Genomic DNA, 14,126 nt, shown 5'->3' on the forward strand with positions numbered 1-14,126 from the left:
TACTTGGGTTATGGCTGAGATGCAGAAGATCAGAACTGGTCGCCACTGTGCTTTCGTGATGCATGTGCATTTGGTCTTCGTGACTAAGTTCCGGCGCAGCGTGTTCACCGACGATCACTTGCGACGCATGGAGGAGATCATGCGGGCGGTGTGCACGGACTTCGAGTGCGAGCTGGTGGAGTTCAACGGCGAGGACAACCATGTGCACGTGCTGGTGAACTTCCCGCCCAAGGTCGCCGTCACCAAACTCGTCAACTCCCTCAAGGGCGTCTCCTCCCGGCGCCTGCGCCAGGAGTTCCCCGACCTGGCCCGCCACTACTGGCGGGCGAACAAGCTCTGGTCCGGCTCCTATTTCGCCGGGACCGTGGGCGGCGCCCCGCTCACCGTGGTCCGCCAGTACATCGAGCAGCAGAACCGACCCTGCTGAGCAACTCCCCGGCTCTGCCGGGACAGGCCGTCACGGTGCTCCGCACCGGCAGCGGGCACTCTCCCGCTCCGCCGGAGACGATTCGGCGACGCTCCGCGTCGCCACCACGAGATTCCCTTCACCCCCGGCCTGAAGGCCGGAGCACTGGGAATGAATCCCGGTAGCCAGGCTTGCGGACAGCTTCTGTCCGCGAGGCCGACGTCGCATGCCCCGTATATCCTGCTCCGTGATCACGCAGACGTTGGCTCGACCCGAGAGGCAGCCGCGATGCCCGAGCGACGTGACCGTCCGGCCCCCGAGAACTCCAGGAACAGCGGGAACCCCAGGAACCCTCGGGACTCCAGGAAGTCCGCCTGGCGGCGCGCCCTGACCCCGCCGCCCGCACGGCCGGACGAGCGGCCGGCCTCCCCCGCCGATACACCCGCCCCGGAGCCGGAACCGGCGAGCATCGTCCAGGCGGCCCTCTACCGGGACGGCGTCCGCGTCTCCTCCCCCGCCACCCTCGCCGACACCTTCCGCGAACTGCGCGAACAGCCCTCCGGCATGGCATGGATCGGCCTCGCCCGCCCCACCGAGAGCGAACTCCTCTCCCTGGCCGCGGAGTTCGACCTGCACCCGCTCTCGATCGAGGACGCGATGGAGGCCCATCAACGCCCGAAGCTGGAGCGCTACGGCGACACCCTCTTCGTCGTCCTGCGCGCCGCCCGCTACCTCGACGCCCCGGAGGAGGTCGACTTCGGCGAACTGCACCTCTTCGTCGGCCCCGACTTCGTCATCACGGTCCGCCACGGCGCCGCCCCGGACCTGTCGGCGGTCCGCCACCGCATGGAGGAGACGCCGGAACTGCTCAGCCTGGGCCCGGAGGCGGTGCTGTACGCGATCCTGGACGCGGTGGTCGACGGCTATGTGCCGGTGGTCGCCGGGGTACAGAACGACATCGACGAGATCGAGACCGAAGTCTTCCGCGGCGACCCCGAGGTCTCCCGCCGCATCTACGAACTCTCCCGCGAGATGGTCGAGTTCCAGCGCGCCACCCGCCCCCTGGTCGGCATGCTGCACGCCCTGATGGCCGGCTTCACGAAGTACGGCACGGACGAGGAACTCCAGCGGTATCTACGGGACGTCGCCGACCATGTCACCCACACCAGCGAGCGCGTGGACGGCTTCCGCCAGGCCCTCCAGGACATCCTCACGGTGAACGCGACCCTGGTCACCCAGCAGCAGAACGCGGAGATGCGGGCGCTGGCGGAGGCGGGGTTCGAGCAGAACGAGGAGATCAAGAAGATCTCGTCCTGGGCGGCGATTCTGTTTGCTCCGACACTCGTCGGAACTATCTACGGCATGAACTTCGAGCACATGCCTGAGTTGGGTTGGAGCTTCGGATACCCCTTCGCGATCGGCTTGATGGGGGTGGTTTGCGCCAGTTTGTACGTGATTTTCAAGCGGCGGGACTGGCTCTAGGGTCCCCACATCGCACTTAACCCTCCTTCGCGCGTTGCTGTCGCATCACTCACGGACTGGGCCAGAGACGGCCTTGGGGAGCCTTGTTCGCGACGCCCTCGTCCGCCGCCGATACGGGTGCCGGTTTCAAGGTCGAGTGCACCCGCAGCGGGCGCACGATCGAGTGCGACGCCGGCACCACGCTCCTCGCCGCCCCGTCCCGAGCGGGGCTCAGTCGGCCGGCCTCGTGCGCGCAGGGCATGTGCGGCACTTGAATGACGACCCTGCTCTCCGGTTCCGTCGACATGCGGCACAACGGAGGCATCCGTCCACGCGAGATCGCCCAGAACAAGATCCTGCTCTGTTGCTCGAAGCCGATGGAGGATCTCGTGATCGACGCGTGACGCCGGCACGGCACCGACTGACCGGCGACGGCAATCGGCTCATCGACACGTCCGGGCCTCTCAGGGATACAGTGTCAGTACTGCCGATGGGAGAATTTCCCGTGCGTACGACGGCAGTGCCGCGCGGGTATCCGATGATGGGTCATTGCACGACCGGGGTTTGACACGCACCTTCAGGAGACGAGGTGGCGGCTGGCACCGTGAGGCCCGGGAACCGCATCGAGCAGCCGGAGGCGATGCGGCCACGGCTGTTTGCGGCCATCCACAGGCTGTCGATGGCCGAGACACTGAACATGGCACTTCAGCGGGCGACCGCTGACCTGGGTGGCCTCGGCGGCTTTGTGCACTGGCGCGATCCCGGTTCTGGTCGGTTGCGTCTGGTGGCGGCCTGCGGGCTCGCGCCGGAGATCGCCGAGGCATGGGCGAATCTCCACGAGGACGAGGACATGGCCCCGGCACGCGCCACGCGCAGCGGTGAGTTCGTCTGGGTGGCCGAGGACAGCATGGGGATCGGGGCTTCCGGCACAGCGGCGGTGCCTCTGCTCGGTGCCGGCGGGCGGATAGGTGCGCTTTCCGTGCTCACGGCAGGTCCCGGCGAGCCGGATCCCGCGCAGCGGTCCTCTTTCTGCTCCGTGGCGGCATGGGCGGCCGGGCACCTGGAACACCGTCCCGACACGCCGTCGGGCCTCGTCTCAGCGCCCAGTGAGCCGCCCACGAGCGATGTGCCCGGCGGGGAAGTGCCCCGCGTGGTTGCGATCAGGCATTGGGAATACGACGCCGCGGCCGGTTTCGTAACGCTCGCCCAACCGGTCAACGGCATGTCCGGCGAGTCGCCGCATGCGTTGGACGTGAGCGCGGACCTCAGCTGGTACCTCTCGGGCATCGAGGATCTGCCGACATTCACGGCCGACATCCGTAAGGCGTTCGACAGCGGGACGGCGTACGACACCGAATACCGAGTGCACCACAGCGACGGCACATTCGGGTGGGTGCGGGCGCGCGGCCACATCGTCTCGGATACGGACGGCACCGCTGTCCGTATGGTCGGTACGTTGTGGGGCCCGGCTCCCACACAAGCCGCGCGCGATCCGGTCGTCGCCACCCTCCGTGATATGGGCGACGGATTCCTGACAGTTGCCGAAGACTGGCTGATCACCTTCGTCAACAAGGAGGCCGAGCGTCTCCTTGGCCCCGGCCGGACGCTGCTGGGCAGCTCTCTCTGGGACATTCCCGCAGGACGTGCCCCCGGTCTCGAAACCCAGTGCCGGCGCGCGTCCGCCGAGAGGAAGCCGATCGGTTTCGATCTCCACCGGCCGGCCGATCAGCGCGTCCACCATGTCCGGCTGGTCCCCCTGCCGGGCGGCGGGCTGGCAATCCACTTCGCCGACGTCACCGACGAGCGGCCAGGGGGAGCCGAACGATCGGCCGGCGAACTGATCGCGGCCGAGCGGAGCGCCCGGATGAGCGAGCTGACCGCGGCGCTGGCCGAGGCCGTCACATCGAGCGACGTGGTCAAGGCCGTCGCCGACCGTGTCCTGCCGCCCGTCGGCGCCGACGGGCTGGTGGTCAACGCGCTTGAGGGCGGCTGGCTGCACGTGGTCGGATCCGTCGGATACACGGAGGAATTCCTGCGCCAGATCGATGGGATCCCGCTCACGTCCCACATGGCGATCACCGAAACGTTCCGCACCCGCACTCCCGGATTCATCGAATCCCCCGCCGAGTACGTCCGGCGCTATCCGCAGTTCGAAGGCTTTGTGTCCGCGTCGGCCAAGAAAGCCTGGGCATTCCTTCCGCTCATCGCCTCCGGACACTCGATCGGTTGCTGTGTCATCTCCTTCTCCCGGCCGCGCTCCTTCAGCGAGGAGGAACGCACCCTGCTGATAGCCCTGAGCGGGCTGATCGCGCAGGCACTGGAGCGGGCCCGGCTCTACGACGTGGAGCACACCCGCGCCCAGGAACTCCAGCGCGGCCTGCTCCCCAGGACACTGCCCTCCCTGCCGGCCGCCTTCGCCGCCGCTCGCTACATGCCTGCCGGGAAGGGCGAAGAGGTGGGTGGTGACTGGTACGACCTGATTCCGCTGTCCGGTGACCGGGTCGCCATCGTGATCGGCGACGTCATGGGGCACGGCATCGCCGAAGCCGCCGTCATGGGGCAGCTGCGCACAGCGGTCCGCGCCCTTGCCGACCTCGAACTGAGTCCGGACGAGCTGCTCACCCATCTCAGCGAACTCGTCTCCGACCTCGGCGACGACAAGTACGCCACCTGCTCGTATGCTGTGTTCGACCCCGTCACCCGTACCTGCTCGCTCTGCTTGGCCGGTCATCTCCCGCCTGCCATCGTCCATCCCGATGGGACGGTCCACTTCCCGGAACTGGCCAGCGACCCGCCGCTGGGCGCCGCCGAACCTCCTTTCGAGACACACGAGCTGCACCTGCCGGAGGAGAGCCTTCTCGTGTTCTACACGGACGGCCTCATCGAATCCGCCACCCGGGACATCGACCAAGGATTGGCTCAGCTCAGGCAGACGCTGCTCTCGGCCATCGCCCGGACCTCGTACTTCCCGACCGGCACCCAGCCCGAGGCCACCATGCGTCTCGATGACCTGTGCGACGTCATCGTCTCGGCTTTGCTGCCCGACCGTGAGCAGACCAACGACGACGCGGTTCTCCTCGTGGCCCACACCCGGGGCACACCTGTCGACGGCGTCGCCTCGTGCAGCCTTCCGGACGACCCGCGGGCAGCCGGCCAGGCCCGGGAATACGTCCGCAGCCAGCTGGCCGTCTGGGGTCTGGACGATCTCGCCATGACCACCGAGCTCCTGGTGAGCGAGTTGGTCGGCAACGTGATCCGGCATGCCAGCGGCCCCATACGCCTGCGCCTGATGCGCAGCCGGTCGCTGATCTGTGAGGTCTATGACGGCAGCCTCACCAGCCCGCGCATCCGGCGCGCCGCGTTCACCGACGAGGGCGGCCGGGGCCTGCACCTGGTGGCCGCTCTCTCACAGCGTTGGGGCACTCGCCATCTCGACGAGGGCAAGTGCATCTGGACCGAGCAGGACCTTCCGCTCGCCCATTGATCCCTCCGCCTGCGGCGGGGCCTGCAAGTCGGAGGCGCGCCTTGCGGCAAGTGGCCGGTCTGCGCCGCAGCCAGTACGTCGGGCGCGGCTCGGGGACGTCGGCGGTCTCGGGAGGCGGCCTCATCGGTCCGGCCATCACCAGTGGCAGGACCGAATGGATCACGTACGGCGGTCGCAGCGGGCGGCGCGCGAGGTGCGCGAGGTGCGCGAGGTGCGCGAGGTGCCCGAGGTGCCCGAGGTGCGCGAGCGTGCTCCGGCGATGACCGACCCCGGGCCGAGACCGCCTGGAGCCGCCGCGGTCGCGGCCGCCTCCGCCCGCCACCCGCTGTCCTGGCGCACGCCATGTCCAGGGTGGGCGGCACGGTGGAGCTCGGTCAGGTGAGTGCCGACTCCTGCGCGGCGCGCCCCGCCCGCACCGTCGCCACGATCGCCGAGGGCTTGACCGGCAGCTGCCGAACCCGCATCCCGTACTCCCGCAGGGCGTCGTCGATGGCCGCCGACACAGCCGCCGGGGCCACCATGCGGCCGCCCTCGCCGCCGCCCTTGATGCCGTACTCGGTGAACGGCGAGGGCGTCTGGACGTGTCCGATGCGGAACGCCGGGGCCTCGTCCGCGGTGGGGATCAGGTAGTCCCTGAAGGTCGAGGACCTGAACTGCCCGTCCTCGTCGTAGACCAGTTCCTCGTAGAGCGTGGTTCCGATGCCCTGCGTGGCGCCGCCGGTGACGTGGCCGCCCAGGCTCCTGGGGTTCACGATCGTCCCGGCGTCGTGCACGGCCACGTAGTCGAGGAAGGAGACGATTCCGGTGTCGGGGTCGACTTCCAGGACCGCGATGTGACAGGCATGGCCCATGATCGGGTAGAAGACGCCGAGGTCTGAGCCGTCCGGTGCCGGAAGCGTCGTGTACGGGTGGTCGTAGGTGTACGACTCCTCCAGTCCGCTGGTCATGCCCTCGGGCAGGCCGAGCGCGAAGAAGTAGGCGGTGCCCGCCAGCTCGGCGAGGGTCAGCCCCGTCTCCGGAGCGGCCCGGACCTGCACGCGCGCGTCGACGAGTTCGAGGTCGTCGGCGGCCATGTCGAGCGTGTGCGCGGCGATGTGGAGGAGCTTGTTCTGCAGCTTGCGCGACGCACCCCGGATCGCACCGGCCACCATGGCGGTGTAGCGGCTGCCGCCCGGGCCAGTGCTGGGAAGCGCGTGGGCGGAGTCGGCGTACCGGACGTTGACGCTCTCCGGCGGGATCCCGAACTCCTCGGCGAGCACCGTGGCGCCTACCGTCTCGGGGCTGTTGCCCCACATCGACTGGCAGTGCAGCAGGAGCTGGAACTGCCCGGTCGGGTCGATCGTCACCGTCGCGCTCTCGGGGCTGGAGGTGAGGGGGAAGACGGGCTTTTCCACCAGGAACCAGAACTCGGTGGCGCTGAAGACGCTGCGCTCCTGGGTCGTGGCCAGGCCGATGCCGATGTACCGGCCCTCCTCCTCCCGCAGCCGTTTCTGTTCGGCGCGCCACCTGTTCAGGTCGATCATCGACAGTGCCTTGTCCAGTACGGCGGGGTAGTCACCGCTGTCGTAGAGGTTGCCGCCGGGGATCTTGTACGGGAACTGGTCGGGCTGGATGAAGTTGCGGCGGCGGATCTCCTCCGGGGCGAGCCCGAGCCGGGCCGCCCCCTGGTCGACCAGCCGTTCCAGCACCCAGTTGTGCACCTCGGAGCCGAAGCCGCGGTAGGCGCCCTGCTGGCACTTGCTGGTGACCACGGCCCGCAGGCGGTACCTCACGTCCCGGAACCGGTACGGGCCGACGACCTGGGAGAAGGCGTTGCCGTGGTGGCCGACGCCGAACTGCATGTAGGCGCCGTAGTCGTCGACGACGTCGATGTCGAGACCGACGATCGTGCCGTCGGAGCGGAAGCCCATGCGGGCTTCGTAGTAGCGGTCGCACCCGTGGTGGTCGGAGGTCATGAGGTGGTCGCTGCGGTCCTCGATGTACGACACCGGGCGCCCCGTCTGCAGGGCCAGGAAGCCGGCGAGGGCGGGCACCTTGTGCGCGGCGAGCTTGCTGCCGAAGCTGCCGCCCGCCGGGACCGGCTTCATCGTCAGCTTGTTCGACGGAATTCTCAGTGTGGCCGCGATCAGGAAGCAGAAGTAGCTGAAGTTGAGCGAGTTGCAGTGGATCTCCAGTACGCCGTTGAAGCCGGGCTGGGCGACCGCGCCCGTGGTCTCCATCGGCATTCCGGCGCAGCGGCCCCAGCGCAGGGTGTCCTCGACGACGAGGTCGGCCCCGGCGAACGCGGCGTTCACATCGCCGAACTCGAAGGTCCGGTCGCAGCCGATGTTGTTGCCGTGCTCCTCGTGCAGCAGCTCGGACCCGGGCTCCATGGCCGCCATGGGATCGGTGACCGGCGGGAGCTCCTCGTAGTCGACCTCCAGCAGGTCCACGCCGTCCTCGGCGAGGTACCTGCTCTCCGCGACGACGGCCGCCACGGCCTCGCCGACGTAGCGGACCTTGTCCACGGCCATCGGGTACTGCGTGATGGTGGCCGGGCCGAAGCTCATACAGGGGTTCATCTTGGCCTTGCAGTCCTCACCGGTGAGCACGGCGACGACCCCCGGCAGCTTCAGTGCCTCGGTGGCGTCGATGGACCTGATCCACGCGTGCGGCAGGGGGCTGCGCAGGATCGCGGCGTGCAGCATGCCCGGCAGTCTGAGGTCGGCGATGTACCCGCCGCGGCCGATCAGCAGCCGAGGGTCCTCGACCCGCTTGCGATCCTTGCCGATGTACGTGTAGGTCATGAGTGACGACCTCCCGCGGTGCGGCCGCGGAGCTTGGTGCCGGCTGACTGGACCGCGTTGACGATGTTCTGGTAGCCGGTGCAGCGGCACAGGATCCCGGAGATTTCGTGGCGCACCTCGTCATCGGTCAGCTCACGACCGGTCTCGATGATCTCCTTGGTGCGCAGCACCATCGCGGGCGTGCAGAACCCGCATTGCAACGCCTGCTCCTCGGCGAAGGACTCCTGGACGGGGTGCAGCTCCGCCGGGTTGACGGACAGGCTTTCGACGGTCTCGACGGCGTGCCCGTCCGCCTGGACGGCCAGCATCAGGCAGGAGCGCACGGAGTGGCCGTCGAAGAGGACGGTGCAGCATCCGCACTCGCCGTGCTCGCACCCGAGATGCACGCTGACCAGGTCGAGTTCGTCGCGCAGGAAGTCGGCGAGCGTGGTGCGCGTCGACACCTCGCGGGTCACGCCCCGCCCGTTGACGCGCACGGTCACGGTCCGGCGGGCGGTGCCGTACTTGGCGGCGGTGGAGGTCTTCACTTCGCGTCGCTCCTCTCGTGGGCGCGCGCCACGGCCGCGGTGATCGCGCGCCGCACCACGACGGAGGCGAGGTGCCGGCGGTAGGCGCGCGTGGCGTGCAGGTCGTCCCCCAAGATCACCCAGGGCACGATCTCCTCGGCGGCCCTGGCGATGTTCTCCTCGGTCGGGGCCTCGCCGATCAGCGCGGCCTCCACCGCGGAGGCGCGGACCGGAGTGTCGGAGATACCCGAGACGCCGACGGAGACAGAGGTGAATCGGCCGTCCTCGTCGAGGTTCACCACCGCGGCGGCGCCGGCGAGCGCGAAGTCGCCCACGCGCCGGGCCACCTCCACGAAGCCGTGGCCCGCCCTCCACGGCGTCACCGGGTAGCGGACGGCGACGAGGACCTCCACGGGCGCCAGGGCCGTGATCATCCGGCCCTGGAAGAAGTCCCGGGCCTCGATGGTGCGGGTGTCGGACGGCCCCCGCACGACCACCGTCGCGTCGAGCGCCACCGCCGTGCACGGCAGTTCGGCGGCGGAGTCGGCGTGCGCCAGGCTGCCGCCCACCGTGCCGCGGTGGCGGTTCTCGATGTGGCCGATGTAGCCGGTGGCCTCCGGCAGCAGCGGGACCAGCTCACCGACCAGCGGGTGGTCCTCCAGCTCGTACTGGCGCACCCCGGCGCCGATCTCCAGAGTGTCGGCCCGGCGCTCGATCCTCTGTAGGTCACCGATCTTGTTGATGTCGATCAGTGCCTCCGGCCTGGCAAGCCGCATGTTGAGCATGGGGAGAAGGCTCTGGCCGCCCGCGAGGACGAGGGAGTCGATGCCGTACTCGCTCTTGAGCGCCACGGCCTCATCGACGGATTCGGGATCACAGTAGGTGAATGGAGGCGGCTTCATCGCCCGTCCTTGGTTGCGGCTCCTGGGGAAGGATCAGGTGCCCCGGCCCGGAGCCGAGGTCGGCTGCGGACGGTTACCCCGAGTGCAGTCACCGGTTCACGACGATGGCGTACTGATTGCCGTATGCGACGAACTTCCGCACCGGCTCGGTGTCGCTGCCGTTCTCCTCCCAGTGCACCACAGTCGACGCAATGACGACAAAGAGTCCTGGAACACCTCGCGGGCCTGGTCCAGCCAGTCGCCAACCCCGCCGACGGCCGACGCCGCCGAGCCCGTACAGGGCCGTTTCGGAATCACCGTGACGGTGACGCCGGTGTTGACACCCGCCGACTGCTCAAACAGCCAGCTCGGCATCGATGACCCTCGCCCCCTGCCGCTGGCCTGGGCATGCAGTTGGCGTCGTAGTCCAAGGTGCTGGTCACGTCACGCTCGTTCCTGTTCGCTGACCCAGGCATCCAGGACCTCCCGCCGGTACATGACGCGGCCGCGTGGTGCCGGGCTGCCTCACGGCCATCGCGACGCAACCGACCAAGGCGCAGGAACCTCCGCACAGGTGACTGCGGAGGCACCTCGGGGCCCTGCAGCCCAGTACCGAGCCACACTTGCCGGCCGCCGTCCGGTCAGCGTCCGCTCCGGTCCGGTCGGCGCGGAGGGCGCCCCCCGGTCCGACCGCGGGGTTCAGCTCGGGGCCGGGGTGAGCACCACGAAGTCCGCGTTCGAGGGGCCGAGGCAGACGGCCAGACGGCCCACGCCCTCCGCGTCCTCCGGTCCCATCTGCACGCTGCCTCCGTTCTCGGTGACCTTGGCGACCGCGGCGTCGCAGTCGGTGACGTTGAAGACCGGGTGCCAGTACGGCCGCCCGCCGGCCAGGGCGAGGTTCTCCTTGGGGAGCTCCATAAGGCCGCCCTGCATGCGCTCCTCGGGAAGACCGGCGGGGGTGATGAGGGTGTACGTGCCTCCGCCGCCCGGCAGCTCCATGTCGCTGAACTGCCAGTCGAAGACAGCGCCGTAGAACTCCTTCGCGGCCGCGGCGTCGCTCGTGTACAGCTCGGTCCAGGACAGCGAGCCCGGCTCGTCCGCCACCTCGAAGCCGGCGTTCTTCCCCGGCTGCCAGACGGCGAACTGGCCCCCCGACGGATCGCTGTACTGCGCCATCCGACCCCAGTCGTCGAGGTCCCTCGGCGCCACCCGCACTGTGCCGCCCGCGCGCTCCACGGCCTGGGTCGTGGAGTCCGCGTCGGTGACGCTGTAATAGATCATCCAGGCCGGGCGCGCGCCCTCCTCGGTGAGCTTGCCGAGCCCGGCGACGGTCTTGCCGTCCTTCCGGAACATCCCGCCTTCCATGTCCTCCCCCTCGCCCATGGACTCGTACTCCCAGCCGAGCACCGCGCCGTAGAAGGCCGCGGCGGCCGGGACGTCGGAAGCACCGAGGTCGAGCCAACAGGGGGAGCCGGGGGTGAGGTCAGTGGTGATCACGGCAATTCCCTTTCGGAGTCCATCGACATCAGCCAGTCAGCCGTCCAGTGACATCAGCCTGACACCCGGCACTGACAATCGCGCGTCGGAGCAGTCACTCTGCGTGCTCGAGTGACTGCCTCGGCGTCGCCCGGCGCTACGAGAACAGGCGGGCATCGCAGGTCCGCGCGGCGGCACGTGCCTATGAGACGGCCAGGCGCCGGAACCGGCTGTTGTGGAACACCAGGGGTTCTCGATCGGGTTCGGCCTTCAGACCGTGGATTTCGAGGAGCACGATCGTGTGGTCGCCTCCGGGAAGCTCGGCATGCAGTGAGCAGTTCAGCCAGAGACTGGCGCCGTGGATGTAGACACCGCCGTCCTCGTCGGCATCCCAGTCGACGCTCGCGAACCGGTCACCGTCCTTGCCGGCCAGTGACCGGCAGATCGCGTCCTGTCCCTCGGCGAGCACGCTCACGCCGACTCGGCCCCGCTGACGGAGTCTGGGCCAGGTCGTGGAGGTGTCCTGCATACAGACCGAAATCAGAGCGGGTGACAGGGAGACCGGGGTGAACGTGCTCGCGGCCATGCCCACGGGGCTGCCGGAGTCGAGTGCGCACACGGCTGTCACGCCGGACGGAAAGCAGCCGAAAGCCTGACGCAGAAGAGCGGGATCGGTCGGCGTCACATTGAGAGGGCTCATTGGAGACCACCCGTCTGGTGTCGAGGGGTTTGCATTGCGTTCTCCGTAGACAGTGAAACAGCGCCGAATATCAGTGCTGCCCCGACAGGACCGCGCCCAGTTGCCGTATCGCCCCGTTGTTGCCCACCACATGCTGGGAAACGCAGCGGACATCGCGCCAACGGCGCTGCAGTGGGCTGGTGTTGTAGAGACCCGCGCTGCCGGAGAGAGTCATGATGTCGTTGAGGATCCGGATGCCGTCGTGGTGGATGTGCTGAGTGCTGCCGGTGTAGGTGAACCACTCGGCCGGGGTGGGCGTCTCTCCGGCTAGGGCACGGTCCATGACGATGCGTCCGGTGTGCTCCGACAGGGCCGTCAGGGCGGCCGCTCGCAGCTGCAGTTCCGCGAACTTCTCCTGGAACACCGGGTCTTCACCGAGCAGCGCCCTGGGGTTGAACGCGGGCCGCTTGGTGGCGGCGAGTGCGGCGAGATCGGCGAGCGCACCCTCCAGGGCACCGAGGACGACGGCGTCGTGCGAGGCCCCCGTCGGGGAGTACGGCAGGTCGTAAAGAGGAGCGGGGATGTTGTTGGCGCCGAACATCGGCCCCGTGTGATGCTCCGGCACGAAGACGTCGTCCACCGTGAAGTCGGTGCTCTGCGTGGCACGCAGGCCGACCGCGTCCCAGGTGTCGAGGAACGTGACCTGCTTGGGTCGCAGCAGCGCGACCCGCATGTCCGGGCGGCCGTCCGGCAGCGGAGGCGCCCCTTCGACCAGGAAACCTCCGAGCATCCAGTCCGGAGTGAACGGGCCGCTCGCGAGCGGCCAGCGACCACTGAGCCGATAGCCGCCCCGCACCGGCGTCGCCAGACCCTTCGGAGCCACCGCTCCACGGAGCATCAGGTCGGCACCGCCCGCGAAGACCTCGTCCTGCAGCGTCTCCCGGGGCAGTGACCGGACGAAGAACCAGGCCATCGAAGCGGCTTGGACGGTCCAGCCCGTCGAACCGTCGGCCCGGGCGATCTCCCGCACCACCCGGGCACCCTCCAGCAGCCCGAGTTGCTCGCCGCCCCACACCCTGGGCAGGGCCATCCGGAACACGCCCGCCTCGCGCAGGGCGGTGACGATCTCCGCCGGAACGGCCCGGTCGTTCTCGCCCTCGGCAGCACGTGCCGCGATCTCGGGAAGGAGTGCGCGGACGCGGCCGAGCACACTGTCGTCGGTTCCTCGGCCCTGGGAACGGGCGGGGTCAAGAAGCGTGGTCATGAATGGGTCTCCTAGCTCTTTTCAACCCGTGACTGCGGCTTAGGATGACATCGGAGTTACGGCCAGGAAAACCAGAAATTTCCTATAAGGCTTATCAGGGGTTCCCGCAGCGGCAGGAGAGAAATGGCGGCCGATTTTTCCCTACGCCAATTGGAATATTTCGTCGCGGTGGCGGACACCGGCTCCATGAGCGCGGCGGCGGTGCGGTGCCACGCCTCCCAGGCGAGCATCTCCACGGCGATCGCCGACCTGGAGCGCCGTCTCGGTGCCCAGTTGCTGGTACGACGCCGAGCGAAGGGAGTCTTCCTCACGGAGGCCGGCAACCGGATCCTCGTGCGCGCCCAAGCCATGCTGGCGCAGGCCGAGGAACTCAGGGCGAGTGCCCAGGCGGAGGAGGGCCGGCTGGCGGGCCGGCTGACGATCGGCTGCTACGCAGCCCTGACGCCCTTCCTCGTCCCGCCCCTGGTGGACGGATTCACCCAGGTCCACCCGGCGGTCACCCTCGAACTGATCGAGGGGCAGCAGGACGAGATGCGGCACGCCCTGCTCCAGGGGACGTGTGACCTGGCCCTGTTGTACGCGCTCGGTGCCCAGGCCGGCCTGTCCTGTACGTCGCTCCGCTCCAGCCGTCCGTACGTCATCGTGTCCGCCGGTCATCCGATGGCAGGGCGCAAGGCCGTCTCACTCGCGGAACTGGCGGACGAACCGCTGATCATCTACGCCGACCCACCCGCCCAGAAGAACGCCGACCACTGGTTCTCCCTCGCGGGAGCCCGGCCGAACATCCGGTACCGGACCTCGAGCATCGAGGCGCTGCGCAGTATGGTCGCCCGCGGCCTCGGCTTCGCCACCTTGATCCAGTCCTGGCCGACCGGCACCAGCGTCGAGGGACTGCCGCTGGCATCCGTGCCCATCAGCGACCCGCTGGACGAGGTCGAGCTCGTGATCGCCCACGCGGCACACGTCGCTCCCACCCACCGGGCGCGTGCCTTCCTCCAGTACGCCAAGGACACGCTTGCCGGTCCGGACACACCCCGGACAACCGGCTGACGGCGCAACGGGCCGCTGCGGACAGCAGGTCCGGAGCGGCCACGTGGCTCCGGCCTGGCGTTGCGCGACACCGGTGCCTGCCAGTCGGCGGCGACCTTCAACTGGGCCAGGGCGCGTTTGACGCAGAGGGAAC

Annotated in this window: 13 protein-coding genes; 6 read left to right on the forward strand and 7 right to left on the reverse strand. The window is 68.9% G+C overall.

Going from position 1 to position 14,126, the window contains the following annotated elements:
- Positions 1-10 precede the first annotated feature (10 nt).
- The 5 genes from tnpA to AC5P09_RS28540 all read left to right on the forward strand — a co-directional run bounded on the left by tnpA (position 11) and on the right by AC5P09_RS28540 (position 5,351).
- On the forward strand, positions 11-427 hold the full coding sequence (tnpA, locus tag AC5P09_RS28520; protein ID WP_493876624.1) for an IS200/IS605 family transposase: 417 nt from the start codon (positions 11-13) through the stop codon (positions 425-427).
- Positions 428-694: 267 nt separating this feature from the next.
- Entirely contained in the window at positions 695-1,888 is a 1,194-nt protein-coding gene (locus tag AC5P09_RS28525; RefSeq protein ID WP_493876625.1) for a magnesium and cobalt transport protein CorA, read from the forward strand.
- 83 nt (positions 1,889-1,971) lie between these two features.
- Positions 1,972-2,142 carry a 2Fe-2S iron-sulfur cluster-binding protein gene (locus AC5P09_RS28530; protein WP_493876626.1) on the forward strand — a complete coding sequence of 57 codons (171 nt, stop codon included), beginning with the start codon at positions 1,972-1,974 and terminating at the stop codon, positions 2,140-2,142.
- The gene (locus AC5P09_RS28535) at positions 2,143-2,271 is read left to right on the forward strand and encodes a 2Fe-2S iron-sulfur cluster-binding protein (RefSeq protein ID WP_493876627.1); all 129 of its coding nucleotides are present in this window, start codon (positions 2,143-2,145) and stop codon (positions 2,269-2,271) included. It abuts the gene before it with no gap.
- Positions 2,272-2,546: 275 nt separating this feature from the next.
- Positions 2,547-5,351, forward strand: coding sequence for a SpoIIE family protein phosphatase (locus AC5P09_RS28540; RefSeq protein WP_493876628.1), 2,805 nt, complete (start codon positions 2,547-2,549; stop codon positions 5,349-5,351).
- Positions 5,352-5,510: 159 nt separating this feature from the next.
- Here the strand turns inward: AC5P09_RS28540 and AC5P09_RS28545 are convergent, their stop codons facing one another.
- From AC5P09_RS28545 to AC5P09_RS28575, 7 genes are all read right to left on the reverse strand, one after another.
- A complete protein-coding gene (locus AC5P09_RS28545; RefSeq protein WP_493876629.1) occupies positions 5,511-5,690 on the reverse strand; it encodes a hypothetical protein in 180 nt (59 codons plus the stop codon).
- Between the two features lie 35 nt (positions 5,691-5,725).
- The gene (locus AC5P09_RS28550) at positions 5,726-8,137 is read right to left on the reverse strand and encodes a xanthine dehydrogenase family protein molybdopterin-binding subunit (protein ID WP_493876630.1); all 2,412 of its coding nucleotides are present in this window, start codon (positions 8,135-8,137) and stop codon (positions 5,726-5,728) included.
- Entirely contained in the window at positions 8,134-8,664 is a 531-nt protein-coding gene (locus AC5P09_RS28555) for a (2Fe-2S)-binding protein (RefSeq protein WP_493876631.1), read from the reverse strand. Before AC5P09_RS28555 ends, AC5P09_RS28550 begins: the two co-directional genes overlap by 4 nt.
- Entirely contained in the window at positions 8,661-9,545 is an 885-nt protein-coding gene (locus AC5P09_RS28560; protein ID WP_493876632.1) for an FAD binding domain-containing protein, read from the reverse strand. Before AC5P09_RS28560 ends, AC5P09_RS28555 begins: the two co-directional genes overlap by 4 nt.
- 678 nt (positions 9,546-10,223) lie before the next feature.
- A complete protein-coding gene (locus AC5P09_RS28565) occupies positions 10,224-11,021 on the reverse strand; it encodes a VOC family protein (RefSeq protein ID WP_493876633.1) in 798 nt (265 codons plus the stop codon).
- Positions 11,022-11,202: 181 nt separating this feature from the next.
- A complete protein-coding gene (locus AC5P09_RS28570) occupies positions 11,203-11,853 on the reverse strand; it encodes a flavin reductase family protein (protein WP_493876634.1) in 651 nt (216 codons plus the stop codon).
- Positions 11,771-12,943 (reverse strand): acyl-CoA dehydrogenase family protein, encoded by a 1,173-nt coding sequence (locus tag AC5P09_RS28575; protein WP_493876635.1) that lies wholly within the window; start codon positions 12,941-12,943, stop codon positions 11,771-11,773. Before AC5P09_RS28575 ends, AC5P09_RS28570 begins: the two co-directional genes overlap by 83 nt.
- A 150-nt stretch (positions 12,944-13,093) precedes the next feature.
- Here AC5P09_RS28575 and AC5P09_RS28580 point away from each other — a divergent pair, with 150 nt between their 5' ends.
- Positions 13,094-13,993: a LysR family transcriptional regulator gene (locus tag AC5P09_RS28580; RefSeq protein WP_493876636.1), complete on the forward strand. Its 900-nt coding sequence runs from the start codon at positions 13,094-13,096 to the stop codon at positions 13,991-13,993.
- The last annotated feature ends 133 nt before the right edge of the window (positions 13,994-14,126 follow it).

The organism is Streptomyces sp. a15, from assembly GCF_059026085.1.

What these genes read in the sequence shown, in the direction of transcription:
- tnpA (WP_493876624.1), top strand. Translation starts at nt 11, where the DNA reads ATGGCTGAGATGCAGAAGATCAGAACTGGTCGCCACTGTGCTTTCGTG.
- AC5P09_RS28525 (WP_493876625.1), top strand. Translation starts at nt 695, where the DNA reads ATGCCCGAGCGACGTGACCGTCCGGCCCCCGAGAACTCCAGGAACAGC.
- AC5P09_RS28535 (WP_493876627.1), top strand. Translation starts at nt 2,143, where the DNA reads ATGACGACCCTGCTCTCCGGTTCCGTCGACATGCGGCACAACGGAGGC.
- AC5P09_RS28540 (WP_493876628.1), top strand. Translation starts at nt 2,547, where the DNA reads ATGGCCGAGACACTGAACATGGCACTTCAGCGGGCGACCGCTGACCTG.
- AC5P09_RS28550 (WP_493876630.1), bottom strand. Translation starts at nt 8,137, where the DNA reads ATGACCTACACGTACATCGGCAAGGATCGCAAGCGGGTCGAGGACCCT.
- AC5P09_RS28560 (WP_493876632.1), bottom strand. Translation starts at nt 9,545, where the DNA reads ATGAAGCCGCCTCCATTCACCTACTGTGATCCCGAATCCGTCGATGAG.
- AC5P09_RS28570 (WP_493876634.1), bottom strand. Translation starts at nt 11,853, where the DNA reads ATGTCCGCTGCGTTTCCCAGCATGTGGTGGGCAACAACGGGGCGATAC.
- AC5P09_RS28575 (WP_493876635.1), bottom strand. Translation starts at nt 12,943, where the DNA reads ATGACCACGCTTCTTGACCCCGCCCGTTCCCAGGGCCGAGGAACCGAC.